Source organism: Bradyrhizobium forestalis (assembly GCF_002795245.1).
In the GTDB taxonomy this organism is placed as follows: Bacteria; Pseudomonadota; Alphaproteobacteria; order Rhizobiales; family Xanthobacteraceae; genus Bradyrhizobium; species Bradyrhizobium forestalis.
In genome coordinates this window covers 1-26,268 of sequence record NZ_PGVG01000046.1, presented here as the reverse complement: position 1 = coordinate 26,268, position 26,268 = coordinate 1, and the positions used below count along the sequence as shown (strand labels likewise).

Below are 26,268 nucleotides of genomic sequence, written 5' to 3'. Positions count from 1 at the left end.
AAGAATCCGCTGCTGGAACGCCGCGAGGTGCTTACCTCGACTTAGCGACCTTCTTTGCATTGCTTGAAGGTGCAAGTTTGACCGAGATGCGGAGTACATTCGTTCTGGCTTCGAGGAGAGCGAACCAAGCCGCATATCGGAGAGCGCGACTTTGAGCGAGATTCGGCCAATGGACAACTTCTTCCATAACAACTGATATGTGCGAATCGCAGTAGGGGCGGACCGTTCACCAACTCTCGACGTCGCTGGAAATGCCCGCTCTTCGCCTAGCGGGTCCTCTGCCCGTCGATATGACAGGTAAGTCCCGGCAGAATCGGCGAGCTTAGCCCTTATTCAAGGTTGGACTGGGCCCGCTGAACCAGCTTGGCAAACGGCAGAAGTCGTTGTGCGGCTTCCATCGCTGCGTCGATCGACCTTTTTTGCTTTTCAACCGGTGCAGTAATATCGATAGCGTCCGTCTTTGTCACCAAGGCTACCGTCCTATCATGATGCTCAAGCCACATCGAACTGGGAATATCTGCCAGTGCCGCCGATGCAATTTCCTTCCAACGGCCTTCGTACACCAGAGAGACGGTAGAGTTCGTGAAACGATGCACTAGTCTCATGTAGGTGGGGAAATCGACCGCTTTGAAATAGTACGCTCTATCCCCGCCGGGCTGGAAGGTGAGGTCAAATTGCTCGTATCTGCTCAAGATGTATGCCCGGTAGTCCTGCTTGAACTTGGTAAGCGTGTTGCCTTCCTCCGTTCGCGGGGCAATTTGTTCCTTCAATAGAGTAACGCTGACGACGTATCCATCGGGTCCATTTATGGGAGCCTCGATGGCTCCAGCCGCGACAGCATGCCCGATGCAGCCCTTGTCCATACGACGTCTATCGCCGTTGAAGTCCAGGAAGACCGGGACCTCCCAAGTCCCGAGGTGCCATGCGATGTTTTCCAATTGCCTTAGGAAGTGTTCTTGGCGCGGCCCCTCTGCCATCGCCGTCGTCTTGCCCAAGGATCTCGCATCAAACACGGACGCGGACGCAACGAACGTCTCTGCTCCAACTCCATAACTCTCGTAGACCAATGGTACCGGCGTCCAGTCGGGCATTGCAAAATCCAGCGTTGCCTAGGGAATGAGTATACCGAATTCGTTTGTAGCTTTAGAATTGTACCGTCATCTGAATGATTCTCTGGAAAATTGCTCATGAGTCAAGCTGACGACATTCGTCGTTTCGTGCGTATAAACATTACTGAACCGGCTAGAGCGCGCGGCGACACGTCCGTTTCAATCAGAGCGGGCGATGTGCACCGAGAAATGGGACTTAGCAACGCTCTACCGGCCGTTTGTAGCGCGATTGGCAGCGACAAATTTCTTTCAGAGGCCGCTGTTTCACTCATCGCAAGGGAAGGTCCTCAGAACAGCACCACGACGGTGTTCACATTCGGCATAGACAATGATCCAGCGATAAACGTTCCTGCAGCTGAAGCAGAGCTGCGCCGCCGCTATGGCGCACCGGATGTCGACACCAAGTATTTGGTATCGTTTGATCTGCCAGATGCACGATCAGTCGCTCTCCAGCGCGGCAACGCGATAGTCCAATTATGGTTCGAGGACGATGGATCGTCGGTTCCTGACGCTGAACAAAGGCTATACGGGCCGGACGAGGGCCGTCATTCAAACTTGCCCAACCGTCTAACCCATCAGCCGACGGCCTCCGTGAGGGCGGAAGGTTTCCCTCGATCTGTAAGAAGCGTGCGCGTGATAAGCAGTTCGCAGCTAAGGTCCGTCTTGGACTGGTACGAGCAACGAAAGTCCGGGGCAACTAGTCGAGAGTCAGTGCGCGACCGGGAAATCCAGGTGGCAAGGCAAATGGCAACAAATCTAATTCTCTTTGGCCCGCCCGGAACGGGCAAGACATACTCCAGTGCGCGAGAAGCCGTAGTGCTGTGTGATGGAAAGCCGCCCGTAGACTCTCGTCGAGAGGCGCTCATGGAGCGCTTCAACGTACTCAAAAAGGCGGGTCGCATTGCTTTCGTAACCTTTCATCAAAGCTACAGCTATGAAGAGTTTGTGGAGGGTCTAAGGCCCGAAACTGCCGGTCAAGAGGGTGAGGGTCAAAGCTCCGGAGGCTTTAGGTTGAAGCCAACGGATGGAGTGTTCAAACGCGTGGCTGCGGTTGCTCAGCAGGCCGGTCATGCTACGTCTATCGGCATAGACCTGAGCACTCGAGACTTCTTTAAGATGTCACTTGGCTCGGTTGACGAGGACGATGATATTTATCGATCCTCGATCGATGGAAACTACATAGCGCTCGGATGGGGAACGGAATTTGATTGGAGCGATCCCATCTACCGGGAATTTGATGCGATTCTGGAAAGGTGGCGCACTAAGGACCCGAATGTAACTAGCCAGAGTTCTCGCGTGCGCCAGAGCCACTACATGAGAGCGGTGGTGAAGGAAGGGGATATAATCGTCGTCTCATATGGGAATAGCCAGTTTAGAGCGATCGGTGAAGTAATTGGCCCCTATGAGTACGTTGCAAATGCAAGTCAATTTCGTCATAGACGAAAAGTTAAGTGGCTTCGGGTATTTGATCGCCCTCTGCCAGTGGAGACAATCCTAGGAGGAAAGTTTACGCAGCCGGCCCTTTACAAGCTCGATCGAGATCGGCTCAATATTTCGGCGCTGAACACCCTCCTTGGTGAAAGCAAGCCAAGCGCTTCGGATGAGGGGCCGCCGCTTCCCTACGTTTTGATCATTGATGAGATCAATAGAGCTAACATTTCAAAGGTATTCGGCGAACTTATCACGCTGATCGAGCCCGACAAGCGCCTCGGAAACGAGAACGCGCTGACTGTAACTCTGCCATATTCGGGAGAGGATTTCGGTGTGCCGGCCAATTTGCACATAATCGGGACAATGAATACAGCCGATCGATCGATCGCATTGCTCGATACCGCCCTGCGACGGCGGTTTCAGTTCAAAGAGCTAATGCCAGACCCTTCCGTCTTAGGTCGAGTTGGTTCGATTGACGTTTCATCGGTGCTGCGGCGAATAAACGAGAGAGTAGAATATCTCTTCGATCGGGAGCACCAGATTGGTCACGCATATTTCATGGGCTGTGACACGCGCCACCAGTTGGACGATGTCATGCGTAACAAGGTCATACCCTTGCTCTCTGAGTATTTCTATGACGATTGGGAGAAGGTCAGGCTGGTCCTCGGAGAGACAAGCGACGAAGGGAGATTCGTTGTTCGAACAAAGCTGCCGCCGCCGCCGACTCTTTCCGAAGAGAGTGCGCCAGAGAGGTTTCGGTATGCGGTCCGTTCGAGCTTTCCAGAAGGGGCCTATGAAGGTTTAACGGTGTGATTCATCGAACGGTTAAGGAGTGGGACTATCTGCAGATTGAGCCCGCGTCGGACGGGCCCAGGGCGTTCACCCGGACCCTCGCCGATCGCGTCATGAGCGTTGCTCGTAACGTGAACTTGGGAGGTGATGGCGGGGAACGAGTATTGCTGGAGGGGTCGTCGAAGCTCCGCGCACAGCAGGTTGTTGGTGTGTTGGTTGCTAAAGGTGTGACCGTAGAAATTCTGCCCAAAATCGAGGGGTTGAATGAAGATCAAGCGATCCGGCGCAGCCTCGTGCATATGTTGGCTCTAGTTTTCGATCTAGATATCGCGGTCGGGGCAGCAGCGACCTTTGCTTGGCAGGAGGAGAACTTGCTGGAGATCCTCATCCGCGTGTTCAGCGAAAAGCTATTCGCGACGCTCCGTCAGGGGATGCCGAGGGCGTATACTGTTCGCGAGGATGACGTGTCGGCTCTGCGTGGGAGCCTAAATGTCGTGCGCCAGTTTACAATATTGGCAGCAACGCCGCAAAGACTGGCGTGCCGCTTTGACGAGTTGAGTCCGAACATCGTCCTAAATCAAATCATGAAAGCGACGGTGGCTCGGCTTCTAACAATCTCAGGAAATCGGGAAAATTTGCGGCGATTAGCGGAGCTGGCTTTTGTTTATGAAGAAGTAGCGCCCATTCCGGTCCGGTCTCTACGTTGGGACCAAGTCGTGCTCGATCGAACAAACGTCGGTTGGACGGAGCTTCTTAGGTTTGCAAGGCTGTTACTCCAGGGCCGATATCAGTCCACAACTTCGGGGACATCTGAAGGGTTCTCTCTGCTCTTTGAGATGAACAAGCTTTTTGAGGAGTTCGTCGGGCGCAGCCTCAAACGTGCGCTGCAGGGGACAGACCTCGCTGTACGGCTCCAAGGCCCCAGGGAATATGCTTTGATAGATCGACAAAGCGGAGCGTTGCGCTTTGCGACTCGGCCGGACGTTGTCGTTAGTCGGAACGGAAAGCCGCTGCTCGTTATCGATACCAAGTGGAAGCGACTTAAGGAGGCGACTGACGATCCAAAGCGGGGAGTTGGTCAGGCTGACGTCTATCAGATGATGGCCTATGCTCACGTCTATGAGTGCAATCGTTTGATGCTGCTATATCCTCATCATCAAGAGCTTGCTGAACGGGATGGGCTAGTCGCGGTTCATCAGATTGCAAGGAAGTTGGATAGTCTCATTGGAATAGCGACAGTGGACCTGGCCCGTCCCGAGCACATTGGTATAGTCTTGAGACGATTGCTTTTCAATGAAGGGAGTCCGTTTGATCTAAAAGTGGCCCGCTCTCGAGTCGAGCAACAGATTACTCCCGTTCCGGGATGAGGAGCGGGGGGGATTGGCTGTTAGCCGGCTTGCGTCGGCACATCTGATACGAAAAGGCAGCCGCTGCTCATGCTCTGCACGACTCGGTCGCTGTCAATGACAGGAAAGACTCGGGCGGGCAAATTCGACTTTACACCGTTTCTCCACATGACCTTTCGCGCCCATTGGAACGCCGATATCGTTGTTGCGGAAGCGGTGCCCCAAGGGCCTTGGCAAGCCGCACTCGCGGGGGACGTAGATGCAAAAAAGTGGTGAGGCGATCGTCTTTAGCGCCAGCGACTTGGTGGGACACCTGAATTGTCGTTACCTCACACACCTCGACCTCAAGGTCGCCCAGGGCGAGCTGGCCAAGCCAAAACTCCGCGATGACCCGACCCTCGATGCCCTGGTGCAGCGCGGCAAGGCTCACGAGCAGGGTTTCGTCGATTACCTGGCCAAGGAGGGTGGGACCGTCACAGTTATCGCCGGCGTCGGTGTCGATGACGTCTCGGTTGACCAAACGCGGCAAGCGATGGTGCGGGGCGATGCGGTAATCGTTCAGGCGGCGTTACGGAATGGGCATTGGAGCGGTCGCGCCGACGTGCTGCGGCGCGTCGAGGCACCAAGCGGTTTGGGCGCCTGGTCGTACGAGGTCACCGACACCAAGTTGGCCCGCGAGACCAAGGGCAACACCGTTCTGCAGCTGAGCCTCTACTCGGATCTATTGGCGATCACACAGCATAAGGTCCCGGAGGCGGCGCATGTTGTGACACCCGGCACGGAGTACCTGCCTGAGGCCTATCGCGTGGCCGATTTTGCGGCGTTCTACCGCCGGATCAAGCAAAGCCTGGAGACCTTTGCGGCGTCGCCCCCACATGATGGACTCTATCCCGACCCGATCGAGCACTGCGAGGTCTGCCGATGGCGCGGGCCCTGTGCTTCTAAGCGGCGGGCCGACGATCACCTGTCGCTCGTCGCGGGGATAGCCAAAACTCAGATTGACGAGCTGGTGAGGCGAGGTACGGGTACAATGGCCGCACTTGCGACCCTGCCCATCCCGCTGCAATGGCGGCCCGATCGGGGCACTTCGTCAAGCTACGAGAAGGTTCGCGAGCAGGCGAGGCTCCAGGTGGAGGGACGTAGTGCGGGCGAGGTGCTTTACGAGCCGCTGCCGCTGGTACCGGAATTCGGCCTATTCCGGCTGCCTGAGCCTTCGGCCGGCGACATCTTTTTCGATTTCGAGGGCGACCCATTCGTGGACGGCGGCGGGCTCGAGTTCTTGTTTGGCTACCTCTATGCCAATGACGACGGCACAGACGCCTATGTCGGCGACTGGGTGACCACACGGCAGCACGAACGGGCGGCGTTCGAGCGATTCATAGACTTCGTTACGGAGAGGCTGACCAAGCATCCTGGCTTGCACATCTATCACTTCGCTCCCTATGAGCCGGCCGCGCTGAAGCGATTGATGGGGCGATACGCCACGCGAGAGGACGAAGTCGACAACCTGCTTCGGGCCGGCGTATTCGTGGACCTTTACGCCATTGTCCGGCAGAGCATTCGTGCGAGCGTCGAAAGCTACTCGATCAAAAAGCTCGAGCCGCTGTACCGGTTTGACCGCGTCGTTCCGCTGATCGATGTGGGCGGCGCTATGGCGCGCGTGCAGGCCAGCCTCGAATTGGTCGATGTTGATGCGATTGATGACGGCGATCAGGCAGCCATCGTCGGATACAACCGGGATGACTGCGCCTCCACCCGCGCTTTGAGGGACTGGCTTGAGGGGGTACGGAGCGGGCTAATCGCTCAGGGGAAGACGATCGATCGCCCGCAGCCCAAGCCTGCCGAAATTGGCCAGGATCTCAGCGACTGGAAGCGCCGGGTCGCCGGGCTTGTCGCGCGGCTGACCGGCGACGTTCCGGACGACGTCGCCGAACGAAGCCCAGAGCAGCAGGCGCGCTGGCTGCTGGCTCACCTGATCGACTTCTTCGGCCGCGAGAACAAAGCGGTCTGGTGGGAGTATTTTCGTCTCAGCGATCTGTCGGTCGAGGATCTCTTGTATGAGCGCGCAGGATTGGCGGGGCTAACCTTTCTCAGTCACGTTGGTGGAACAGCGAAGGCGCCGATTCACCGCTATAGCTTCGCGGTTCAGGAGACGGATGTTCGCGCTGATGATGATCTAAGAAGCGTAGGCGGCGACAAACTTGGTAGCGTCGTAGCGATCTCTGATGATGCCAGAACGATCGATATCAAGAAGCGCCAGGACACGGCTAGTATTCATCCCGAGGCCGTGTTCGCGCATAAGTTCATCGACAATCAGGTTCTCGCGGAATCGATGTTCCGGATTGGTGAGTATGTCGCGGACCACGGGATGATTGGGGAGGGTGCCTATCGTGCCGCTCGCGACTTGCTGCTCAAAGTCGCTCCGCGCCTTTCCGGACAGGTGTTCGAGCAAGCCGGCGAGCCGCCGCTAACGACCGCAATACGTGCTGCGCTCACTCTTGATCAAAGCGTTTTGCCAGTCCAAGGGCCGCCGGGGGCCGGCAAAACTCATGCCGGTGCGCATATGATCTGCGCGCTCACGCATGATCAGCGGACGGTTGGTGTGACGGCCAATAGCCATAAGGTCATTCGTCACTTACTTGATAAATCCCTGGAAGCGGCGGCCGAGCAAGGTCTGCCCATTCAATGCATCCAAAAGGTCAAGGATGAGCCGACATCTCTTCCGGGACTGCGGCAAACGACGAAGAACCCGGACTTCATCGACGGGCTTGGTAATGGTTGCCAGGTTGGAGGTGCCACCAGCTGGTTTTGGGCACGGCCGGATGCGGCAGGCAGTGTAGATGTTCTGTTCGTCGACGAGGCGGCGCAGATGTCATTGGCAAGCGTATTGGCCGTGTCGCAGGCCGCTGAGAGTATCGTGCTTTTGGGCGACCCAAGGCAGCTTGAGCAGCCGATACAGGGAAGCCATCCGGATGGTGTTGCAACGTCAGCGCTTGACCACGTGTTGGGCGAACATGCAACGATCGGGGCAGGCCACGGACTTTTTCTTGGTGAGACATGGCGCTTACACCCCGATATCTGCGCCTTCACGTCGGAGCTCTTCTATGAAGGCCGACTTCGCTCGCGCGCGGGACTAGAGCAGCAGGAGATTAGGTCATCGAGCCGTGTGAACGGGGCGGGCCTGCGCAATCTGGCTGTTCAGCATGTCGGCAACCAGAATTCGTGTCCCGAAGAGGCAGACGAGATCAAAACTCTCGTCGATGAAATTCTCGCCGGCAACACAAGCTGGGTCGACGGTTCAGGCAAGGAAGCGACAATCCGGCTGGAGGACATACTGATCATCGCTCCCTATAATGCCCAGGTCTTCGAACTTCAGGAACGATTGCCGGGTGCGCGCATCGGTACCGTCGACAAGTTTCAAGGACAGGAAGCGCCGATCGTGATTTATTCGATGACCACCTCGTCTCATGCCGACGCGCCACGGGGAATGGAGTTTCTCTACAGCGCAAATCGGCTAAACGTGGCCACTTCGCGTGCGAAGTGCATCTGTATTTTGGTTGCCTGTCCGCGGCTGTTCGAGGTCGAGTGCCGAACGCCTCGCCAGATGCAACTGGCAAACGCGTTCTGCCGGTATCTCGAATTGGCTCGCCCGCTTTAGTTGCGAGGTTCCCCCTGGGAGAGGTTTAAGTCAGCGGGACGGATCGGCCAAAGGCCGACTTCTTCCATAACAATGGTTTTGCGAATAGGCGCAGCCGCCGCAGCTGCAGGCCACCGCTAAGCGTAGCGGACGCGAGGGCAGCGAATGTTTGAGAATACCGCTGCTTCAGTGCAGGTTGGCGTGGGACTCCCATAAGTTACCGCCTGCCGCAAAGCCCGGCGGATCTCCTGCGCGTGAATTTTCCAGTCGCCTTTTTGGTCGCCTCCTTGTGGACCGCGTCGCCTATGGGTCTAAAGGCACGGGGTGGCGGACTTAGATCGGAAAATCAGGCGCGATTTCGCTGATTAATGTGATCTGCCTTACACTCTGGTGCGCCCACTTGTTGATATTTTGAAGTGTCAGATTGATGTTTCTAACGATCAAATAGCTTCCGAGAGTGTCGACCGGTTCGCATCCGGTCATGGAACATGGGCAGGAAGCGCTACTTTGGTTTGGTGCCAGTGCTCCCTGTTGGCGGCAACAATGCCGGGTGTCAAACGTCTGGCTCATTGAGAATTGGTTGACGTTTCTACGGACAGGCGAGGAGCCGATCGGGGGAGGCGTTCATGCAAGCGATCAACGCGGAACAATCAGCTCAACTTGAGGACGCCCGGCCGATCCTACCGGTGTCCAGTCAATCCCGCTGGAGTTGGGCGGCCGAGAGGCGCGATGAGGTCGCAGCCCGGATCGAGCGGAGCCTGGCAGGTCTCGGCCTGCAGGGTTGGGTGCGAAAATCCCAGCCTGGGGAATATCCGCTTTACGTTGCCGTCGATGTCTGGCGCTGCTTGGCGGAGACGGGGCTCACCGGTACATTTGACCGCTCGCACCTGAAGATTACGATCCAGGTCGAGCCTTATCGGGTGCATCCGATCATATTCACTGCCGAGCTTTCCCGACATCAAAAGGAGTATGAGGCAACGTACTGGGAGATGCCGTACGAGGAGCTGGACGAGATGGTGGCCTATCTGGTCCAGGGTGGGCAAAAACCTGCTTTTTTCAAATCGAGGATTCCCCTCATCCTCCGTATCATTGGCTCGTTTGTGCCGCTGCCGATGATGAAGGAGTACGAGAACGAGCTGATTGAGGAGGCGAAACCGAAGTACCTCACTGGCCTGACTGTGCTTGGCTGGATCGGCGCACTGGCCGCTCTTGCCGGTTTCGGCCAGGCGTTCGCCAACGCCGACGCATACTCATACTACGACGATGCCGGACGCGCACAAATGATCAGCATTGGCCTCACCGGTCTTGCAATCGTTGGAATCGCAATGTGGCTGTCTCGGCGCCGACCCGTTTACCAGGCAGTGGCCAAGCAGCCGCTACGGACCCCGCGCCGCGAGTTCAGGGTCGATAGCTGGCAGGTAAGTGTCCCGGAGGCTGGGAACGAGTTCGATTCGTTCAAGCGGCGGATCGCTGGCGCCCTGGAGCGAATGGACCCTGGGCTAGAGTTCAATACCGAGACATATCAGTCTCTCACGCCAAGAGGTTTCGAAGAGCGCGAGCGGCTTGTTATCACCAAAGGGCAGGGTAATGTTCACGTCCATGTCCAGCCGTTCGGGCGCGACGCCTTTGTCGGCTGGGACAGTTACCTCAATTGGGCCCGTTGGAGCGAGACTAGCCCAGCATCAACCGTGATCAGGGAGGGCAATAGGATCGAGTACAAATCACTTGCGGTGGGAGACCATATCCCAACTAAGTTCGATCTGATGGAGCTCAATGCACTTGCGGAGACCGCCCATCGCAACATTGTGCGTGAGATCAAGGCCTTCCTCAAGGAGAAGGAAATCGAAGCCGATCTTGACTTCCAGATCATCCGTGGCGATCGCAACAGGGCACTGACCGAAGGGAACGAAGAGGCCAAAAAACAGAAGCCGGCGACGTCCGCGGCCATTTGAATCCTTCTCTGGCTATTTGACCGTCACTGGCACTAGGGGAGAAGATGACGCCACAGACAGTCGAGATTTCGTTTTGGCCGAACGAAGGTCGTATCGCCGGAAGTCAACCGAATTTGACCGGGGTCGGTGAGCTCGTCAGCCAGGCTTATCCATCGAAGGTTATTTTTGAGGCGTGCACAAGCCCCGACGCTGGCATGGCCTGCGATCTAGATGTGACTTTCGCACCAGATGCAGTACCTGGGGCAGGCGCCTTTCGGAAAGCCATCATTCGCCTTGAGGGCGAGACCGGCTTCCAAGCGCTGTGGGGTACGGCTACCCGGGAGGACCGATCCTCGTGGTTCTACGTGACAGCACGGATTCATGATGTCCGGCTACCATCAGGCAAACCGCTGGCGTTCAATTTGCCCATGGCATCGTTCGCGCGTCGGTTGTTCGATCAAGCACGTGTCCGCGATGCGACCTTCAGTTATCGTGTCGAGCTCGTCCATACGGCTCCGCACCCGGACCGGGTTCGCCCTCTAATCCCGGCCCTCGCCGAGGTGCTACAGGGCGGTACCAGCATGCGTGGCCTCGCTGCCGGCCTTCGGGACGTCCTGGAGCTCGCGCGCAGGGAAGGATGGCATGCCACTGAATCATTCGGGACGCCGCAAACAAACGGAGTCATCAGAGCATGGCTCGATGAAGCGATCCTCCAAAATGTGACCGACGCGATCCCCCTCCTTCGCCGCGACATCATCTCGATGCGCTGGCTCCCTCGCAACGGCCTTTCGATCGATGCCGACGATCTCGATAGCTTCGCTCTAGGCTTGCGGCCGCGCGACTATGCACAGACAGCAATCGAAAGCTCGTCGGGTCAGTCTCAGGCTGTTCGTCGGCCACCGGCGTTTCCCGTCGTGCGGACGCCAGCCCCCGCCCTGGCTCAGCCTTATGTCTTCGTCAGCTACGCCCATAAGAACTTGGATTTCGCAACAGTCGTCATGCAATTCCTCACATCAGCCGGCGTGAGCTTCTGGTGGGATGATGGCATCCAGCCGGGCTCGGTCTGGGACGAAGCGCTCGAAGAGAGAATCAGCAATTGCTCCCTTCTGATCGCCTGCCTCTCCACGGACTACCAGAGTAGCAAATATTGTCGCCGCGAGCTCAAGTTTGCGGACCTTCTGGGTAAGCAAATCCTTCCGGTCGCCCGCGATCAGGTGATCTGGAGCGACGGTCTTCGACTCATGTTTCAAGACCTTCAGGTCACGGCGCTCAACTCCGATCAGAGCTGGGCCAGGCTTCGCGACAGTCTTGCTAATATGGCGGTCAATGTATTTCGTTCTGGGGCAAAGCCCGCATCCGTGATCCAAGACGTCAAAGCCACCTAGGACATCGAGTTTGCCAAGCATATCGTGAACAAAGCCAAGATAGTTCGGGCCAGGAAGTTTGAGGCAAGCGCGCCGGCGAAACGCGTTACTCTGAAGCTGATTGCGGTTTCTAGAAGAGGCCGCTCAGGGCCGGGGGTAGTTAAATTGGCGGTAACAATGGCAGGTCCACCGATTGCGCCCGTGGGAAATACAAGTTCGTGGCGCAGCTTGCCTGCCCGAGGTGACGTTTGAATCCATGCCAAACTAACGGCAGTTTTTCCATAACAACGCATACGCGAATGCGTAAAGTTGGATCAAAGACTGCTAGATCGAACCCGCACGCGCGCTATCCCGCTGCAATTTCGATGACACCTTCGTTAACGGTCAAGACGATGGTCCGCGCACCGGCATCGATCAGCGCCTTGAGATCGTAGGCCCACGGCAAAACCAGACTAAGATCGTCATCTCCGATCAAGTCACGCGATCTGTTGCGCCAGTCGCTATCCTGAAATGGATCGCAGCCTCGAGCATATGCTGCGAATGAGAGTTCCTCGCGAATAATATCGCGAGGTAGCCCATTTGACATCAGGTAGAGGCCATGATCGCGCGCCAGTATGACCGAAGGATGCGAGATCGGCTCGGTCTCGAGCTCACCAGTTTCTGGATTACGAACCGTTCTTGAATGTTGGGCTGCTGCAGCAATCGAGTGATCGACCACGCGACGAACACTCGAGGCCTCGAAGATTAGACTTCGCATGTGGGTGGCCTCCATTGCGGTTAATCGAAGATGCGAAATCAGAGCTCGTGATCGGGAGATCGTACTCCAGTCTGCGTTTCCCTTGAACCAATGAGTTGGAATTATTCGACGCGTCCCTTGGGATAAGGCGCCGCTCAGCCTGGTTACGCCGCCACATTCTCGCTCTCGCTGATCCTCTGAAATTCGAAGAGCAGCTCCTGGAAATGCTTGGCGAGATAGCCGACCACCCGGCCGTTGCGCAAAAGCTTGGAGAGGTAGCCGACCGCCAGCACCAGATCGAGATGGTCGGTGCCATAGGTCTGTTCGGCCACCTTGAATTCGCGGGCAAGCGATGCCGACTCGCGCTCCATCAGCGCCAGCTGTTCATCCGACAGCCCCTTCGGCGCGCGCGGCGTGTAACCGGTGGCAAGCTGATTGCGCGGTGTCGCCGCCACCAGGGAGCGCACGTAGCTATTGGAAAAATTGTTCATCGCGATCATCAACTCAGCCGCCTCGATCTGACGGATCGGCGCGAGCTTGCGCAACTCGGAGAACGAATTCAGAGTGAGATGCTTTTCTTTGAGCAGATCAACCGCCTCGGCGCAGATGCCGTCCAGCAATTTGCGCCGCCGGCGAATACTGGCAACATCGACATTGAGCGCCTTGGCAATTCTAGCTTCTGAGACCCCGTTCTCGATCGCCTTCAAGATCATGCGGTGCTCTTGAATGATCGCGATACGATTGACCCGCTTGTTGTAGGTGAATGCCTCATCTTCGGTCGAGACCAGGCACTCGACCTCCAACAGACCGCGGTCTCGCAACACCTCCAGCCGCAAATGCCCGTCCAGAAGGAGGAATTTACCGTGATTCTCGCGGCTTCGTGCCACGACGGGCGGCTCAACCAGGCCGATCTCGCCGACCGATGCTGCAATCTGGCGATACTTTGGCGAGCGCTTCACCTCATCAGATACGAGCTTTAAGGGCTGGATGTCAGCAAGCCTAACCATCGCAGTCCGTTCCTCAAAGCCCATCCGAACCGAAATGTGAGGTCGGCGCGCCATGGCCTAGCCCTGCCCGTGCAGCCGTAGCGCTAAGTTCTTGGGCAAAGTATCGAGCTTTTCGTTCTCTAGAATCGCAAGAAACTCTGGCTCGACCAAGAGCTTGCGCAGCGCCTCGAGAATGAAAATCAGGCGAGCCTTGGTGCTGTTGGATTTGCGGATCAGGACCCGCTTGCGATCAACATCCTGCCGGTAGGCCCGTAACAGCGCATTGGAGCTCATGGGCGCACCATCGGTCCGTCGTGGCCCGGTCTTATAACCCTTACCGCGACGTCGTCGCTGCTCAATCAGCTTCTTGGCCGCGAGGAGCCGCTGCCCTCTCAAGAGCTTTTCTTCATAGGCCTGCTGCAGCACGGATTGGATGTCGGCGTCTTGCGCCTGCGAGATCATAACGGCGATGCTGACCGGCATCTGTCCAGCCTCAACGGCGCGGAGCAGCCGGTGCTCGCCGCCCTCCAACAGGCTGCTCACGCCTTTGACATATTCGATGCTCAGGCCGGTCTTGCGGGCGATGTCGTCGAACTCATAGCCGCGCGTGCGCAGCCCCTCGATATCATGCAAGAGGTCGATGGCGCGGTGCTGCCGCCGGGCGCAATTCTCGACCAAGCTCATAATGGCGCTGTCTTCATTGGTGGCATCGACCACGACAGCAGGAATTTCTCGCTGTCCAAGCGCTTGATAGGCTTCGAGGCGGCCCTGGCCACACACGAGGTCGTACCGTGGTTCGCCTTCGCAAGGCTTCCGTTTGACCGTGATCGGCCGCTTCAGCCCGAGTTCGGCAACGCTGGTGACGATCTCCTTAAAAATCCGTCGGTTGCGTGCGCGCGGGTTGACGACATCGATGGACCCGACCGGAACGATCTCAATGGATTGGGCCGATCCCATAGCTGACCTCCATCAGTTGCGAACGCGCGGCAAGCTCAAACAGCATGTCGAGGGCGTCGAAGCGATAGGCGTCGAGTGCCAGGCCATTGTATTCGGCGAGGGCAAGCTGATCGGCTTCCATCTCAAAGCGTGGCAAGAGATAGTAGTCGAGCACGGCGCTATTCATCTGGTTCATCCGGATCGCCACGGTGATGTCTGGCCGCAGACCCGCATCAAAGCGGATCTTCCAGCGATAAGAGCCGGCCATGGTCTCCTGCGACCGGACCAGACAGAGCGACGCGGTAAATTCGTCGTTGACAGTGAGAAGGTCGGTCTCGGCGTCCTGGCGCACTGATCCACCGATCTCTTCGATGCCGCGCACCGTTGCTGCAATAAAATCCGGATACATCCGGCGCAGCGCGCGATTGATTTCGATGTAGCGGTAGTCCCGGTCTGGACTGAAGCCGATGAGTTCATAGGCGCGGATCAAACTGCCGAAGCGAGTACGATAGGCGCTACTGGACGGCCCGACCTCGAGCTCATCTATAATGATTCCAGAAAGATAGCCGTGCTGCTCCAAGAGGCCACGGAGTACATCCAAAAGTTCTTCATCAGAATAGCGCTTGCTGCGTTCGGAAATGATGACTTGCGCTGATCTGAATGTGTCTTCGTCCACAATGGGCTCAAAGGCCTGATCGTGACGTATCCAGCGCTCAGGGGGATTGTAGATGCGACGTCCCTTGAGCTTGCACGAGCATCTGTTCCAAATATTGTTGCCAATGTACTTCTCGTTGATGAGGATTTGGTGCACGGTAGCCCTGGTCCAGGACCGACCGAGATCTGTGGTAATGTCCTTGGCATTGAGAACGTCTGCGATTTCTCGCTCGCTCTTGCCTTGCGTGACAAAGGCCTCGTAAATGAAGCGGATAATCTCGATCTCTTGCTCGGGACCTGGGATGAGCACGATCCGATCCGTTTGGATGCTTTTGTGTTCGCCGCGAACCAGCTCGGCTTTGGCGATGCCATTTTGATCAATCAGTTGCCGCCTTAGCCCGTATCCCGCCGGCCCTCCCTGACGATAGCCGAGCTCGATCAGTCGCCGCTGTCCGGCAAAAACCTTCACTGAGAGTTCTCGGCTGTACTCACCCGCCATCGCGCGCTTAACGCCTTTGACGATGGTCGATACCGGGCTCCCGTCATTCTCGAACTGCTCCGCGCAGTACCGGACCGAGATACCCGCCCGCTTGCAAATGTACTCGTAATAAGCGCTTTCATCGGCATCTTGGAAGCGCCCCCAGCGACTGACGTCGTAGACGAGGATGGTCGCGAACTCGGCCGCGCCATTTTGGACATCCTCGATGAGCTGCTTGAGCGCCTGCCGGTCATCAAGATTGAGACCGCTCTTGCCGCTATCCTCGTAGGTTTTTTCAATCCGAAAGCCGTGACGCGCAGCGTACTCGCGAATAGCTTGTGACTGGTTCGCCGTCGAATATTGTTGATGGTCGGTCGACATCCGAACGTATTCGGCAGCGGATTTGGCAGTTGGGCTCTCCAGTTCAGCGCCTATGTTTGAGGTGCCTTGCAACATCGTCGCCCTACTAGGGTCAAGAATGCATGGTCGAAGAGTTGAAAATCATAACGCAGCTCGGGAGGAAACATGTTTCCGAAAACGGGCAAGAAGTTTCCAAATGGCGGAAAGCAATCGCCTAGTTACGCGAGCTTGATCGCCGATATTCTGAGATCCGAGCTTGGCAATAGCCATCAAGCCCAGAAGACCCTGATGCGGTGGACTGGGGCGAATGAAAGAACTGCTAAGAATTGGCTTTCCGGTTCAAACGGTCCGAGCGGCGAGCACTTGTTGCAGCTCATGCGCAACTCGGATCGGGTTTTTGAGTTTGTCTTAAGGCTCTCGCGGCGGCCTGCCCTTCCATCGAACCAGAGGCTTGAGGAGGTACGAAACAGCCTGCGAAATACGGCTGACCTGCTCTCGGAAGTCATAGAACCCAGCGACCGATAATTTGTAGGTTCAATCGTCTGGGCTTACCAGGGGGACGGACGGACCTCTCGCGACTTGTTGCTCATGCCAAATAGATTCCGGCGAATGGAGCCAGAGGCAAGCCGCTAGGTTTGGGGGTGCCGCCCAGACTGGACACCTCAAGTCGGTCAAGCGCCTGAGCCTATCCGCGCCAAAAAATCATATGGTCTCACAACAGATGTCCGCGGCGTCACGCTGGCGACCTATCCATATTTGATCCAGGCGCCCTGTTGATTTCGCCCTGCGGTTGCGGTTGGATGCAGCCAGTATCGTGCTGGGGGAACACTAAATGCGGGTCCTCGTGATCTTGGCGCTTGGCCTGTCTTTGAGCGGATGCATCACTGACGACCTAATTGCGGAACGCAATGCCAGAGACGATCAGAAATGCCAGAGCTATGGCGCTCGGCCGGGGACCGACGCTTACGTAAATTGTCGCGCTCAGTTGGATAGTGCGCGCACGACGGCCACGGCCATCAACAGCGCGACCCCGGCTCAAACGAACGTAGTTGTTCAGTCCTCTGACCTACCGACACCGATGCCCTCGACAGTCCCCGGTCAGCGCTGTACGTCGCGCGGGCCGTTCTGCTAGGGGTTTTGATTAGCCGAATTTCCCTTGCTCCGTCGGGCAAAACAGGAGTTTATAGGACGCTGGCTCAATCATGAGGATCAGCGCAAGCGGCCGACGAAATCGACAGGTATTCCGAGCTCTCGAAGATTGCAAAGCTCAACGGAGATTTCAGGAAGAACTACGGCACGCTGCTAGGTGCATTCCTATACTTGCGGTCTGTCAACGCCGCGCGTGGCCGTTCCTGGTTCTGGGCCGGGCTGGCTTCGCTTCTCGGCTCGGCTGCCCTGGGATGGGTGAGCCAGCACGCTTCTTCATTGTTCTGGTGATTCCTGGATGCAAAAGTAACGCTTTGCAGCGGCGCGCGGAACAGACGACGGCTCGCCCTTGATCCTGAAGGCTGTAGAACCGAGTTGCGCCGCGTAGAGACATTTCCGAAAAAGATAGTCGAACCTTGCTCGATCGGTTGAAAGAGCGCCAACCATCGGTGAGCTTTGCCAGACTCCCGTCCGAGCTCTGCCCTAACCTCGGCATCGGCGAAGGGGGGGTAGGCATGGCCAAGCTACCGGGAGTTGCCGAAGCAAGCGATGGTCGGGTGCGGGCCGCGCAGTACATTCGGATGTCCACCGAGCAGCAGAAATATTCGACCGCGAACCAGGCGCTTGCGATCGCGTCCTACGCAATCGAGCACGATCTCGATATTGTGCAAAGCTACATCGACAAAGCGAGAAGCGGATTGACGCTCAAGGGCCGCAGCGCGCTGCAGCAGCTGCTGCACGACGTGAAGACTGCTCAGGCAGATTTTAGTGTCATCCTGGTGTTCGATGTCAGCCGTTGGGGCCGTTTCCAGGACGCCGACGAAAGCGCTCACTATGAGTTCATCTGCAGAAGCGCTGGCGTTTCGGTGCAGTATTGTGCCGAACAGTTCGACAACGACGGCAGCTTCGTGTCGAACATCGCAAAGCAGCTGAAGCGCATTGGCGCGGGACAGTATAGTCTCGATCTCTCGAAGAAGGTGTTCGCCGCGCAATGTCGCCTGGTCACACTGGGATTTCGCCAGGGAGGTCCGGCCGGCTATGGCTTGCGCCGCGAGCTTGTCGACCGGGCCGGCCGATCCAAGGGCTTTTTGGCGAATGGCCAGCGCAAGGCCTTGCAGGAGGATCGGGTGCTGCTGCGACCCGGCCCGCCGGAGGAGCAGGAGGTCGTCCGGCGGATTTTCCGGTCCTTCGTCGAAGAACGAAAGTGCCCGTCGGCGATCGCTAAAGAGCTGAACGGGGACGGCATTCTGAACCAGTTCGGGCGGCGATGGACGAGCTGGACGCTCCGTTATCTGCTTAAGAACGAGCATTATATCGGAAGAAACGTCTACAACCGCAGCAACTGGAAGCTGGGCCAGAAACCCAAACCTAATTCGCCCGACGCCTGGATCCGATCCGAAGCGTCCTTTGCGCCGATCGTGAAGCCGGCGCTATTCTGGAAAGCTCAGAAGATTTCCAGTCGGCGGCGGCTGCGGCTGTCGGATCGGGACATGCTGGACCGATTGAGGGCCCTGCTGGTTGAAAAAGGCGAACTGAGCGCCTCGATCATCGATGCCTCGTTCGATCTTCCCGGCAACGGCGCGTATATCAAGAGGTTTGGCAGCCTCAGGAAGGCGTATGCCGCCATCGGCTATTATCCGGACAGCCTGAAATACCAAGACGGGCGCCGCGCGGTCATCGCAACCCTGGTCGAAGTTCGGGAGGAGTTTGTCGACGAACTCGTTGCGTTCGGCCATTCGCTCGCCTTCGATCAGAAGACTGGCCTCATCACGATTGATCGCGCGGTCAAGGTCATGATCGCGGTAGCGCGCGCGAGCATTGCCCGCGGGAAATTTCCGCGGTGGGGCCTCCGGCGTCGCATCGACCAACGCGCCGATCTCGTCGTGGTCGCACGGATGGACGAGGACAATCGCGAGGTTATGAGCTATGTCGTACTGCCACCCGCGCGGTTGACGGGCGCGTTCTTGCTCACGGGCGAGCGCACGCCTGGCAATATCAACAATAACCAGCTCGCAACGCTGGAAGAAGCGGTCGAGGCGGTGCTCAAATTCAAAGCACATAAGGCAAGGCGCAGCCTAACCCTGCCAAAGAAGCGACGCTAGTAGCAAATACCTCGCAGACCTCTCCGTGCATCATCCGAAAATATTGAATCGAAGATCCCGATGTGAACATCGGGTAGCTCGTTGCCAAGCAAGCACCGATCGAGCGAGAGAAAAAGCTGGTCGGTTCGCTAATATGCCCACGCGGGAACGTTAGCGCCCTTCTTCATGATGCCGATGAAATAGAAAACGCTCTCGTGCGTAAGCTCTTTATGGTCGCCGTGAGTGAACACGACTGCAAGACCCGCCGCATCGATCAACTCAGGGAAGGTCTCGACTGTAGAACCGCGATTGTTCTCCTGCAGAACGATTACGCCAATCATCTGCTAAGTAGGGATGTATAGTGTTGAAGAACTCCCGGTGGATTGCCCAATCGGGGTCGTGCGCGCGGATGTCGCCTTCATACTGGTCGATGAAGTGGGGCGGATTGCTAACTACCAAGTTCCAGCGTTCGCTCTTGGGTATGCTCCGCAGGTTGTTGGACTCGTAAACCAAGACCCGACCCTCAAGGTGATTCAGCTTGATGGGTTCTTGCAGCGGGTCACCGCCGCGGGATTCATCTGCCAGGCAAAGCGTTTCGCATAGGCCGTGGCCAAGCATCGAAAAGCCGATAAATGCCCGCCCAGCACACCACTCGAAGAGGCGAGGCTGTTTCGGCATTCCGCGGCAGCGCAGAAACGGGATGAAGCGCGGGCCTTAGCCTAGAAAAACTGTCGCAGCCTTCTACGGATAAAGGGCCGCTTGCTAGAGCACCAGGAGCTCCAGGCGAGCGGTAGTCATGGACCCAATAATTTTCATTCTCCGGCTGTCGGAACTTGGTCTGTCCATTCGTCTTGAATCGGAACATACCTAACGGAGTTCCGCGTAAATGGCCCCTCGCGCCAACTGGAAAGGCTTCCTACGACTATCCCTGGTGACCTGCCCGGTGGCGCTCTATCCGGCCACCTCCGAGAGCGAGAAGATCTCCTTCAACCAGCTGAACCGGCAGACCGGCCATCGCATCAAGTACCTGAAGGTCGACGCGGACACCGGCGACGAGGTGCCCAACGAGGACATCGTCAAGGGCTACCAGCTCGAGAAGGACCAATTCATCGAGGTCACCAAGGAGGAGCTCGAGGAGATCGCGCTCGAGTCCACGCGCGCCATCGAGATCGACGAGTTCGTCGATCGATCCGACATCGACCCCCGTTACCTGATCCATCCTTACTACATTCGGCCAGACGGGAAGGTCGGGCACGACGCGTTCGCGGTGATCCGCGAGACCATCCGGGAGATGGACAAGGTCGCGATCGGGCGGGTGGTGCTGACGAACCGCGAGCACATCATCGCGCTCGAGCCGATGGACAAGGGTCTAGTCGGAACGCTGCTGCGCTACCCCTACGAGGTCCGCAGCGAGCAGGAATACTTTGACGAGATCCAGGACGTGAAGGTCACCAAGGACATGCTTGATCTCGCCAAGCACATTGTGAACCAAAAGGCAGGGCGGTTCGATCCGGAGAAGTTCGAGGACCATTACGAAACCGCCCTGATCGATCTCATCAATCAGAAGCGCGCCGGCAAGGTCATCCGGCCGAAGGAACGGCCCAAGGGCGAGAACGTGGTCGACCTGATGGAGGCGCTGCGACAGAGCGTCGGCCGGGAAGCTGGGTCGGCGAAGGAGGCAAAACCCGCCAAGAAGCCGAAGAACGCGTCAGGACAGAAGGAAATGCTGATGTCTATCGCGGGCAAGAAGCCCGCGAAGGAGGCGTCGGCGAAGAAGCCTGCAGCAGGGGCGCGGCGGAAGTCGGCCTGAGCGTGAAGCATCCGGCGACGCCCGATGGCCGCTACTTCGTCGCGCGCGGACGGCTTTGGCGCATGGCCAATCCGCACCTCGGAGAGAACGAGCGCTCCGCGCTGATGAAGCGGCTGATGTCCGCCAGGCGTGCGGTACGGGCCGCGAAAGGTGTCGAAAGATCAGGAGGCCGAAGCAGCCGCCCATCGCGCCGTAGACGAAGCCAAAAGGGCGTTAGGCGAACGGGGGCCGGTCTGGTGGACGGATGGTTCACCCGACCTCAACCGGCGCATGGCGAAGAACACGCCCTATGCCGAATGGTACGCTGGAGTCAGGCGGGCGGACAGATAAGCCCGCGGTCAGCCAAAGGGCCAGCGGTCAGCTGGCCGCCAAGGCCCGCCTAGATACTCCCAGAGGAGCAACGCGGATACGGCGCCGGCGCGAGGCTCGAACTTGGGCTGAAGCTGGTCATGAAGCGCCCACGCAACGGCAGCAGTCACCTTTGTTTTGGATGGTCGCGTGCGGACGCCAGCTTTGGCCCTCCTGCCGGGAAAACTCGCCGCCGATTGCGCTGCGCAAGGCAGCTCGCAGCCGCTCGAGTTCGGGGGATCGTATCCCGATTGCGACCCCGAATCCGAGGATGCGAACGTCATCGTATCGAATGGGTATGGGAGCGGCCGGCACGGCTACATCGTCCAGGCAGCCCGTCTGCGGCGTGGAGAGGCGGTGAAAAAGCGTTAGGTGGGCCGGCAGCAGGTTGCGCTCCGGTGGGAAATGTTCACGACGGAGACCGTCCAGCCAGGCGAAACTGGCGGGATCCAACTCGGCTGTCAGAATGAACGTCCGGTCCATGCGGACCTGGATATAGCCATCAGTGCGGCCTCAGCAATCATCGTCCCGATATTCCGGGCACGTGTCGCCCACCGAATCCAAGACGTCGCGAACCTCCGCGGCTGCTTCGTCGGGAGAAATGCCGTCCGGCGGATGCCGACGGGCGATATCGAGGGCGCGTTCACGGGCGTGAGGGTCGGCCCGATCCTTTGCCCAGCCATGAACCTCGCATTCGTGGATGGCGCCAGCCTCCTGCAGCATGCTTACGGCCCATCCGCGCAGCGTGCGGATCACTGGCCGCCTTTCCTTAGGCATCAGCATCGAGATCGCTCCTGCCGGGACGAATCCTTCCGCCCAGTTGATCGTTCCGGGCGATTAACGCGGGGCAGGGATTCGCAATCGACCGGGCTATGTTTGTCCACGTGTTCCGCAGCGACTGTGCGGAATATCTTGCCGCTCCGCACGCCCACGTTCCGACATCAGCAAAAGCCGCAGCGAATTCTCATGAACTGAGAAGCAGTTAGCTCGGCTTCTCTCTCCCCTATGGAGAGAACCTGAGAGGGAGCGATAGAGCAATTTTCTTTCGAGATTCCCTCCCTCCGCCATCATCCCACCAATTTCCACCTCCCATCTCCCGCCCGCTTCAGCGCGGGATCGCTCACCCGCGCGTGCTCGGCGAGGAAATCGATGAAGGCGCGCACGCGCGCGGGCAGCGGGGCGGTGTGACCGACATAGACGGCGTGGATGTCTTCGCGGTCGCCGGGATTGTAGCTCTGCAGCACCGGGACGAGGCGGCCGGATTCGATGTCGGGGCCGATGTGGAAGAGGGCGAGACGGGCGAGACCGACGCCGCCGAGGCAGAGGCGGCGGGCGGCTTCGCCGTCGCTGGCGCGCGCGACGGGCGGCGGCACGGCTTCCTCGGTGCGGTCGCCGCGCCTAAACGGCCAGCCGCGAATGCTGCGGGGAAAGGTCCAGCCGATGCCGCGGTGATCGGCGAGATCGGCCGGTGTCTTCGGCGTGCCGCAGCGGGCGATATAATCCGGCGCGCCGACCACGACCATGCGGCTGGTGCCGAGCTTTCGCGCGATCAGGCGTGATGCCCGCAACGGACCGACGCGAATGGCGACGTCGGCACGCTCCTGCATCAGGTCGGTCAGCACGAGGTCGAGCGTGACGTCGGGATGCTGCTCCAGGAAGCGCGGAATCAGCGGCATCACATGCAGCATGCCGAAGGGAATGTTGCAATTCACCGTAAGGCGGCCGCGCGGCGCGGCGCCCGAGGCCGCCTCGCGCTCGGCCTCCTCCATCTCGGCAAGGATCCGCACGGCGCGCTCGTAGAAGGCCTGGCCTTCCTCCGTCAGCGTCAGCTTGCGCGTGGTGCGATTGACCAGCCGCGCGCCGAGGCGCGCCTCCAGCCGCGAGATCAGCTTGCTGACGCCCGACGGCGTCAGGCGCAGTTTTCGCGCGGCTTGCGTGAAGCCGCCGAGATCGACGACGCGGACGAAGACCTCCATCTCGGCCGAACGGTTGGTGTCGAAGCGGGCCATGTTGAATTCACGTCACAAATGATTGGATTGCGGACATTCTAATGGTTTTGCTGCAGTGCCGCTATCTGCGTGGCTCGTCTCATCCACTGGAGCCTCGCATGCCTCCCGCCGTCCTCGCGCTCACCGCCGGTGCCTTCGGCATCGGCACCACCGAATTCATCATCATGGGCCTGCTGCTGCAGGTCGCCGCCGACATGCATGTCTCCGTGCCTGTCGCGGGCCTTCTCATCTCCGGCTATGCGCTCGGCGTATTCGTGGGGGCGCCGGTCCTCACCCTGGCGACGCGCAAAATGCCGCGGAAAACAGTGCTGCTGGCGCTGATGGCGATCTTCACGCTGGGCAATGCGGCTTGCGCGCTGGCGCCGAACTACGAATTGCTGATGGCCGCACGCGTGCTGACTTCGCTCGCCCACGGCACGTTCTTCGGTGTCGGCTCGGTCGTGGCCACCAGCCTCGTTGCCGAGGACAAGCGTGCGTCTGCGATCGCCACCATGTTCATCGGCCTGACGGTCGCGACGCTGCTGGGCGTGCCCTTCGGCGCCTGGTTCGGCCTGATGCTCGGCTGGCGTGCCGCGTTCTGGGCGGTGACGGTCATCGGCATGGTTGCCTTTGCGGTCGTGGCGGTGCTCGTGCCCGGCCATGTCGGCAATGGCGACAAGCCGATCTCGCTTGCCGAAGAAGTGGCCGTGCTCGGCCGTCCGCAGGTGCTGCTCGGCCTTGCCATGACCGTGTTCGGCTTTGCCGGCCTGTTCGTCGTATTCACCTATATCCAGCCGGTCCTGACGCGCTTCACCGGCTTCTCGGAGGCGGCGGTGTCGCCGATCCTGCTGGTGTTCGGCGTCGGGCTCGCGATCGGCAACGTCGCCGGTGGCAGGCTTGCGGACCGCGGCCTCGCAAGGGCCCTGACCGGCACGCTTGCCGCGCTTGCGATCGTGCTGCTTGGTCTGGCCGCCGTGCTGTCGATCAAGATTCTTTCCATCGCGCTGATCCTGCTGCTTGGCATCGCCGCCTTCGCAACCGTCGCCCCGCTCCAGCTTCGTGTGCTGGAGGCCGCCGGCCCCAGCGGTCGCACGCTCGCCTCCAGCCTCAACATCGCCGCGTTCAATCTCGGCAACGCGCTCGGCGCTTGGGCCGGTGGCGTTACCATCGACCGCGGGCTCGGTCTCTCCACGCTGCCGCTGGTCGCAGCGGGCATCACGGCAGTTGGCCTTGTGCTGGCGCTGTGGAGCTTGCGGCTTGACCGCGCGCAGGCAGCCGCCGTGGTCTGCCCCGCGGAATAGCGCAGGGGCGCGCTCGCGGACAATTCGCCGCGTCGCGCCGTCGCGCCATGCAGAAAACGCCTGTACACGCCCTGTCGCCATCCGTAACCTCCGCGCCGCAATTTCAGGAGATGCGACGTGGCGAAGAAGGCGACCAAGAAGAAGACTGCTTCGAAGAAACCGGCAAAGACCTCCAGCAAGAAAAGCGCAAGTGCCAAGGGCGTCGTTGCGAAGACGGCAAAGAAGGCAGCGCCGCGTAAGTCGGCCGCGGCGCGCCGCCCGAAAGGACCGGCCTGGCAATGGTCGGCGGCCGACACCGCGGCCGCGATCCGCTCCGGCGCGATCTCCGCGGTCGAAACCGTTGAAGCGCATCTCGATCGGATGCGCGCCGTCAATCCGCGACTGAACGCCGTCGTCGTCGATCTTTCGGAAGAGGCGCTGGCTGCCGCGCACGCCGCTGACAAGCTGCGGGCGAAAGGCGGCGAGCTCGGCCTCCTGCACGGCGTGCCTGTGACCATCAAGGAAAATGTCGACTACGAAGGCCGGCCGAACTTCAACGGCGTGCCCGCCAACAAGGACCTGGTCGCGCCCTCCGATGCGCCGGTCGTGCGCAACCTGAAGAAGGCTGGCGCGATCGTCATCGGGCTGACCAACACGCCGGAATTCTCCTTCCGCGGCTTCACCGACAATCCCCTGCACGGGCTGACGCTCAACCCCTGGGATCCCAATATCACCTGCGGCGGCTCCTCGGGCGGCGCGGGTTCGGCCGTCGCGGCGGGCATCGGCACCATCGCCCACGGCAACGACATCGGCGGCTCGCTGCGCTGGCCGGCGCATTGCAACGGCATCGCCACCATCAAGCCGACCCAGGGCCGCATCCCCGCGTTTAACGGGAGCGCAACGGCGGAGCGGCCGATGCTGGCGCATCTGATGTCGGCGCAGGGGCCGCTCGCGCGCCACGTCGGCGACGTTCGGCTCGCGCTGGAAGTGATGAGCCAGCGCGATCCGCGCGATCCCTGGTGGGTGCCGGCGCCGCTGGTTGGGCCAAAGCCGAAAGGGCCGATCAAGGTCGCGCTGGCCAAGATCCCGGAGGACATGGACGTCGACCCGTTTGTCGCCGCGGCGCTGCGCCGGGCCGCCGATCATCTCGAACGTTCCGGCTATCGCGTCAGCGAGGTCGACGTGCCCGACATCAACGGCGTCTGGCAGACCTGGTGCGACATCATCACCAACGAGACCGTGGTGATGCAGGAAGCCTCGATGCTGAAGGTCACGTCCGAAGATTTTCACAAGGCCTGGGGCGGCATGAAGGCCAAGGCCAATGTGCTCGATCTCAAGGCCTGGATGCAGGCGACCGCCGCGCGTAGCGGTCATATCCGCGCCTGGCAATTGTTCTTCGAGGAGTATCCGGTGGTGCTGGCGCCGACCACGGTGAAGCCGACGCCGGGCCCGCGCGAGGACACCGTCAGCGCGGAGCGCGTGCGCGAGATCTTCTGGGGCGAGATCCGCTTCATCTCCGCCGTCAACGTGCTGGGGCTGCCCGGCGCGGTGGTGCCGGTGGCGCTGGATGACGGCAAGCCGATCGGTGTGCAGCTGATTGCCGGGCGCTATCGCGAGGATCTCGCACTCGATGCCGCGGCCGCGATCGAGAAGCGCGCCGGCGTGCTCGCTCATCGACTGTGGGAAAGAATGGGGTAGTGGCGGGTACTTTCACCCTCTCCCCTTGTGGGCTAAGGCGTGCACATATCTCGGAGCCTCCAACCGGCTGACATTTGCTTGAAGCGGTGCCACCCTCTGCGCATAGTGATGGGACCTGGTGGCCGCTCCGAGGCGTAGCCGGTCCATCCTCCGAGGC

Annotated in this window: 17 protein-coding genes and 1 pseudogene; 10 read left to right on the top strand and 8 right to left on the bottom strand. The window is 59.3% G+C overall.

Annotated elements, in window-relative coordinates:
• Positions 1-329: 329 nt before the first annotated feature.
• The gene (locus tag CVM73_RS33560; protein WP_146006698.1) at positions 330-995 is read right to left on the bottom strand and encodes a hypothetical protein; all 666 of its coding nucleotides are present in this window, start codon (positions 993-995) and stop codon (positions 330-332) included.
• A gap of 192 nt (positions 996-1,187) precedes the next feature.
• Here CVM73_RS33560 and CVM73_RS33555 point away from each other — a divergent pair, with 192 nt between their 5' ends.
• From CVM73_RS33555 to CVM73_RS33535, 5 genes are all read left to right on the top strand, one after another.
• Positions 1,188-3,353, top strand: a complete 2,166-nt coding sequence (locus tag CVM73_RS33555) for an AAA family ATPase (RefSeq protein ID WP_100236053.1) — start codon at positions 1,188-1,190, stop codon at positions 3,351-3,353.
• A gap of 92 nt (positions 3,354-3,445) precedes the next feature.
• The gene (locus tag CVM73_RS33550) at positions 3,446-4,699 is read left to right on the top strand and encodes an McrC family protein (RefSeq protein WP_245452502.1); all 1,254 of its coding nucleotides are present in this window, start codon (positions 3,446-3,448) and stop codon (positions 4,697-4,699) included.
• 238 nt (positions 4,700-4,937) lie between these two features.
• Positions 4,938-8,336 carry a TM0106 family RecB-like putative nuclease gene (locus tag CVM73_RS33545; protein ID WP_100236051.1) on the top strand — a complete coding sequence of 1,133 codons (3,399 nt, stop codon included), beginning with the start codon at positions 4,938-4,940 and terminating at the stop codon, positions 8,334-8,336.
• A 605-nt stretch (positions 8,337-8,941) separates the two neighbouring features.
• Positions 8,942-10,267, top strand: coding sequence for a hypothetical protein (locus CVM73_RS33540; protein ID WP_100236050.1), 1,326 nt, complete (start codon positions 8,942-8,944; stop codon positions 10,265-10,267).
• 44 nt (positions 10,268-10,311) lie between these two features.
• The gene (locus CVM73_RS33535) at positions 10,312-11,631 is read left to right on the top strand and encodes a toll/interleukin-1 receptor domain-containing protein (protein ID WP_100236049.1); all 1,320 of its coding nucleotides are present in this window, start codon (positions 10,312-10,314) and stop codon (positions 11,629-11,631) included.
• Between the two features lie 325 nt (positions 11,632-11,956).
• Here the strand turns inward: CVM73_RS33535 and CVM73_RS33530 are convergent, their stop codons facing one another.
• The 4 genes from CVM73_RS33530 to CVM73_RS33515 all read right to left on the bottom strand — a co-directional run bounded on the left by CVM73_RS33530 (position 11,957) and on the right by CVM73_RS33515 (position 15,856).
• Positions 11,957-12,367 (bottom strand): DUF3085 domain-containing protein, encoded by a 411-nt coding sequence (locus CVM73_RS33530; RefSeq protein ID WP_158237638.1) that lies wholly within the window; start codon positions 12,365-12,367, stop codon positions 11,957-11,959.
• A 143-nt stretch (positions 12,368-12,510) separates the two neighbouring features.
• On the bottom strand, positions 12,511-13,407 hold the full coding sequence (locus tag CVM73_RS33525; RefSeq protein ID WP_100236047.1) for a plasmid partitioning protein RepB C-terminal domain-containing protein: 897 nt from the start codon (positions 13,405-13,407) through the stop codon (positions 12,511-12,513).
• Positions 13,408-13,410: 3 nt separating this feature from the next.
• Positions 13,411-14,289, bottom strand: coding sequence for a ParB/RepB/Spo0J family partition protein (locus tag CVM73_RS33520; protein ID WP_100236046.1), 879 nt, complete (start codon positions 14,287-14,289; stop codon positions 13,411-13,413).
• A complete protein-coding gene (locus CVM73_RS33515) occupies positions 14,267-15,856 on the bottom strand; it encodes a recombinase family protein (protein WP_100236045.1) in 1,590 nt (529 codons plus the stop codon). The genes CVM73_RS33520 and CVM73_RS33515 overlap by 23 nt, the downstream gene beginning before the upstream one ends.
• 1,565 nt (positions 15,857-17,421) lie before the next feature.
• Here CVM73_RS33515 and CVM73_RS33495 point away from each other — a divergent pair.
• From CVM73_RS33495 to CVM73_RS41270, 3 genes and pseudogenes are all read left to right on the top strand, one after another.
• Positions 17,422-19,008 (top strand): recombinase family protein, encoded by a 1,587-nt coding sequence (locus tag CVM73_RS33495; RefSeq protein ID WP_100236041.1) that lies wholly within the window; start codon positions 17,422-17,424, stop codon positions 19,006-19,008.
• A gap of 865 nt (positions 19,009-19,873) precedes the next feature.
• Positions 19,874-20,797: a non-homologous end joining protein Ku gene (ku, locus tag CVM73_RS33480; RefSeq protein WP_100236038.1), complete on the top strand. Its 924-nt coding sequence runs from the start codon at positions 19,874-19,876 to the stop codon at positions 20,795-20,797.
• A 62-nt stretch (positions 20,798-20,859) separates the two neighbouring features.
• Positions 20,860-21,127, top strand: a pseudogene (locus CVM73_RS41270) (hypothetical protein).
• A 117-nt stretch (positions 21,128-21,244) separates the two neighbouring features.
• On the opposite strand, the gene CVM73_RS33470 reads toward CVM73_RS41270, so the two are convergent.
• The 3 genes from CVM73_RS33470 to CVM73_RS33460 form a co-directional block, all read right to left on the bottom strand.
• Positions 21,245-21,628, bottom strand: coding sequence for a 2'-5' RNA ligase family protein (locus CVM73_RS33470; RefSeq protein ID WP_100236037.1), 384 nt, complete (start codon positions 21,626-21,628; stop codon positions 21,245-21,247).
• A gap of 30 nt (positions 21,629-21,658) precedes the next feature.
• Positions 21,659-21,928 (bottom strand): hypothetical protein, encoded by a 270-nt coding sequence (locus tag CVM73_RS33465; RefSeq protein ID WP_100236036.1) that lies wholly within the window; start codon positions 21,926-21,928, stop codon positions 21,659-21,661.
• A gap of 284 nt (positions 21,929-22,212) precedes the next feature.
• Positions 22,213-23,154 (bottom strand): LysR family transcriptional regulator, encoded by a 942-nt coding sequence (locus CVM73_RS33460; RefSeq protein ID WP_100236035.1) that lies wholly within the window; start codon positions 23,152-23,154, stop codon positions 22,213-22,215.
• 98 nt (positions 23,155-23,252) lie between these two features.
• Between CVM73_RS33460 and CVM73_RS33455 the strand changes: the two genes are divergently transcribed.
• Together CVM73_RS33455 and CVM73_RS33450 are read left to right on the top strand one after the other, a co-directional pair.
• Entirely contained in the window at positions 23,253-24,434 is a 1,182-nt protein-coding gene (locus tag CVM73_RS33455; protein ID WP_167407209.1) for an MFS transporter, read from the top strand.
• A gap of 117 nt (positions 24,435-24,551) precedes the next feature.
• Entirely contained in the window at positions 24,552-26,111 is a 1,560-nt protein-coding gene (locus CVM73_RS33450; RefSeq protein WP_100236033.1) for an amidase family protein, read from the top strand.
• Positions 26,112-26,268: the final 157 nt, after the last annotated feature.

Bases quoted from the DNA above. Each gene is read 5' to 3' on its own strand.
- CVM73_RS33555 (WP_100236053.1), top strand. From the start codon at position 1,188: ATGAGTCAAGCTGACGACATTCGTCGTTTCGTGCGTATAAACATTACT.
- CVM73_RS33550 (WP_245452502.1), top strand. From the start codon at position 3,446: ATGAGCGTTGCTCGTAACGTGAACTTGGGAGGTGATGGCGGGGAACGA.
- CVM73_RS33545 (WP_100236051.1), top strand. From the start codon at position 4,938: ATGCAAAAAAGTGGTGAGGCGATCGTCTTTAGCGCCAGCGACTTGGTG.
- CVM73_RS33540 (WP_100236050.1), top strand. From the start codon at position 8,942: ATGCAAGCGATCAACGCGGAACAATCAGCTCAACTTGAGGACGCCCGG.
- CVM73_RS33535 (WP_100236049.1), top strand. From the start codon at position 10,312: ATGACGCCACAGACAGTCGAGATTTCGTTTTGGCCGAACGAAGGTCGT.
- CVM73_RS33530 (WP_158237638.1), bottom strand. From the start codon at position 12,367: ATGCGAAGTCTAATCTTCGAGGCCTCGAGTGTTCGTCGCGTGGTCGAT.
- CVM73_RS33525 (WP_100236047.1), bottom strand. From the start codon at position 13,407: ATGGCGCGCCGACCTCACATTTCGGTTCGGATGGGCTTTGAGGAACGG.
- CVM73_RS33520 (WP_100236046.1), bottom strand. From the start codon at position 14,289: ATGGGATCGGCCCAATCCATTGAGATCGTTCCGGTCGGGTCCATCGAT.
- CVM73_RS33515 (WP_100236045.1), bottom strand. From the start codon at position 15,856: ATGTTGCAAGGCACCTCAAACATAGGCGCTGAACTGGAGAGCCCAACT.
- CVM73_RS33495 (WP_100236041.1), top strand. From the start codon at position 17,422: ATGGCCAAGCTACCGGGAGTTGCCGAAGCAAGCGATGGTCGGGTGCGG.
- ku (WP_100236038.1), top strand. From the start codon at position 19,874: ATGGCCCCTCGCGCCAACTGGAAAGGCTTCCTACGACTATCCCTGGTG.
- CVM73_RS33470 (WP_100236037.1), bottom strand. From the start codon at position 21,628: ATGGACCGGACGTTCATTCTGACAGCCGAGTTGGATCCCGCCAGTTTC.
- CVM73_RS33465 (WP_100236036.1), bottom strand. From the start codon at position 21,928: ATGCTGATGCCTAAGGAAAGGCGGCCAGTGATCCGCACGCTGCGCGGA.
- CVM73_RS33460 (WP_100236035.1), bottom strand. From the start codon at position 23,154: ATGGCCCGCTTCGACACCAACCGTTCGGCCGAGATGGAGGTCTTCGTC.
- CVM73_RS33455 (WP_167407209.1), top strand. From the start codon at position 23,253: ATGCCTCCCGCCGTCCTCGCGCTCACCGCCGGTGCCTTCGGCATCGGC.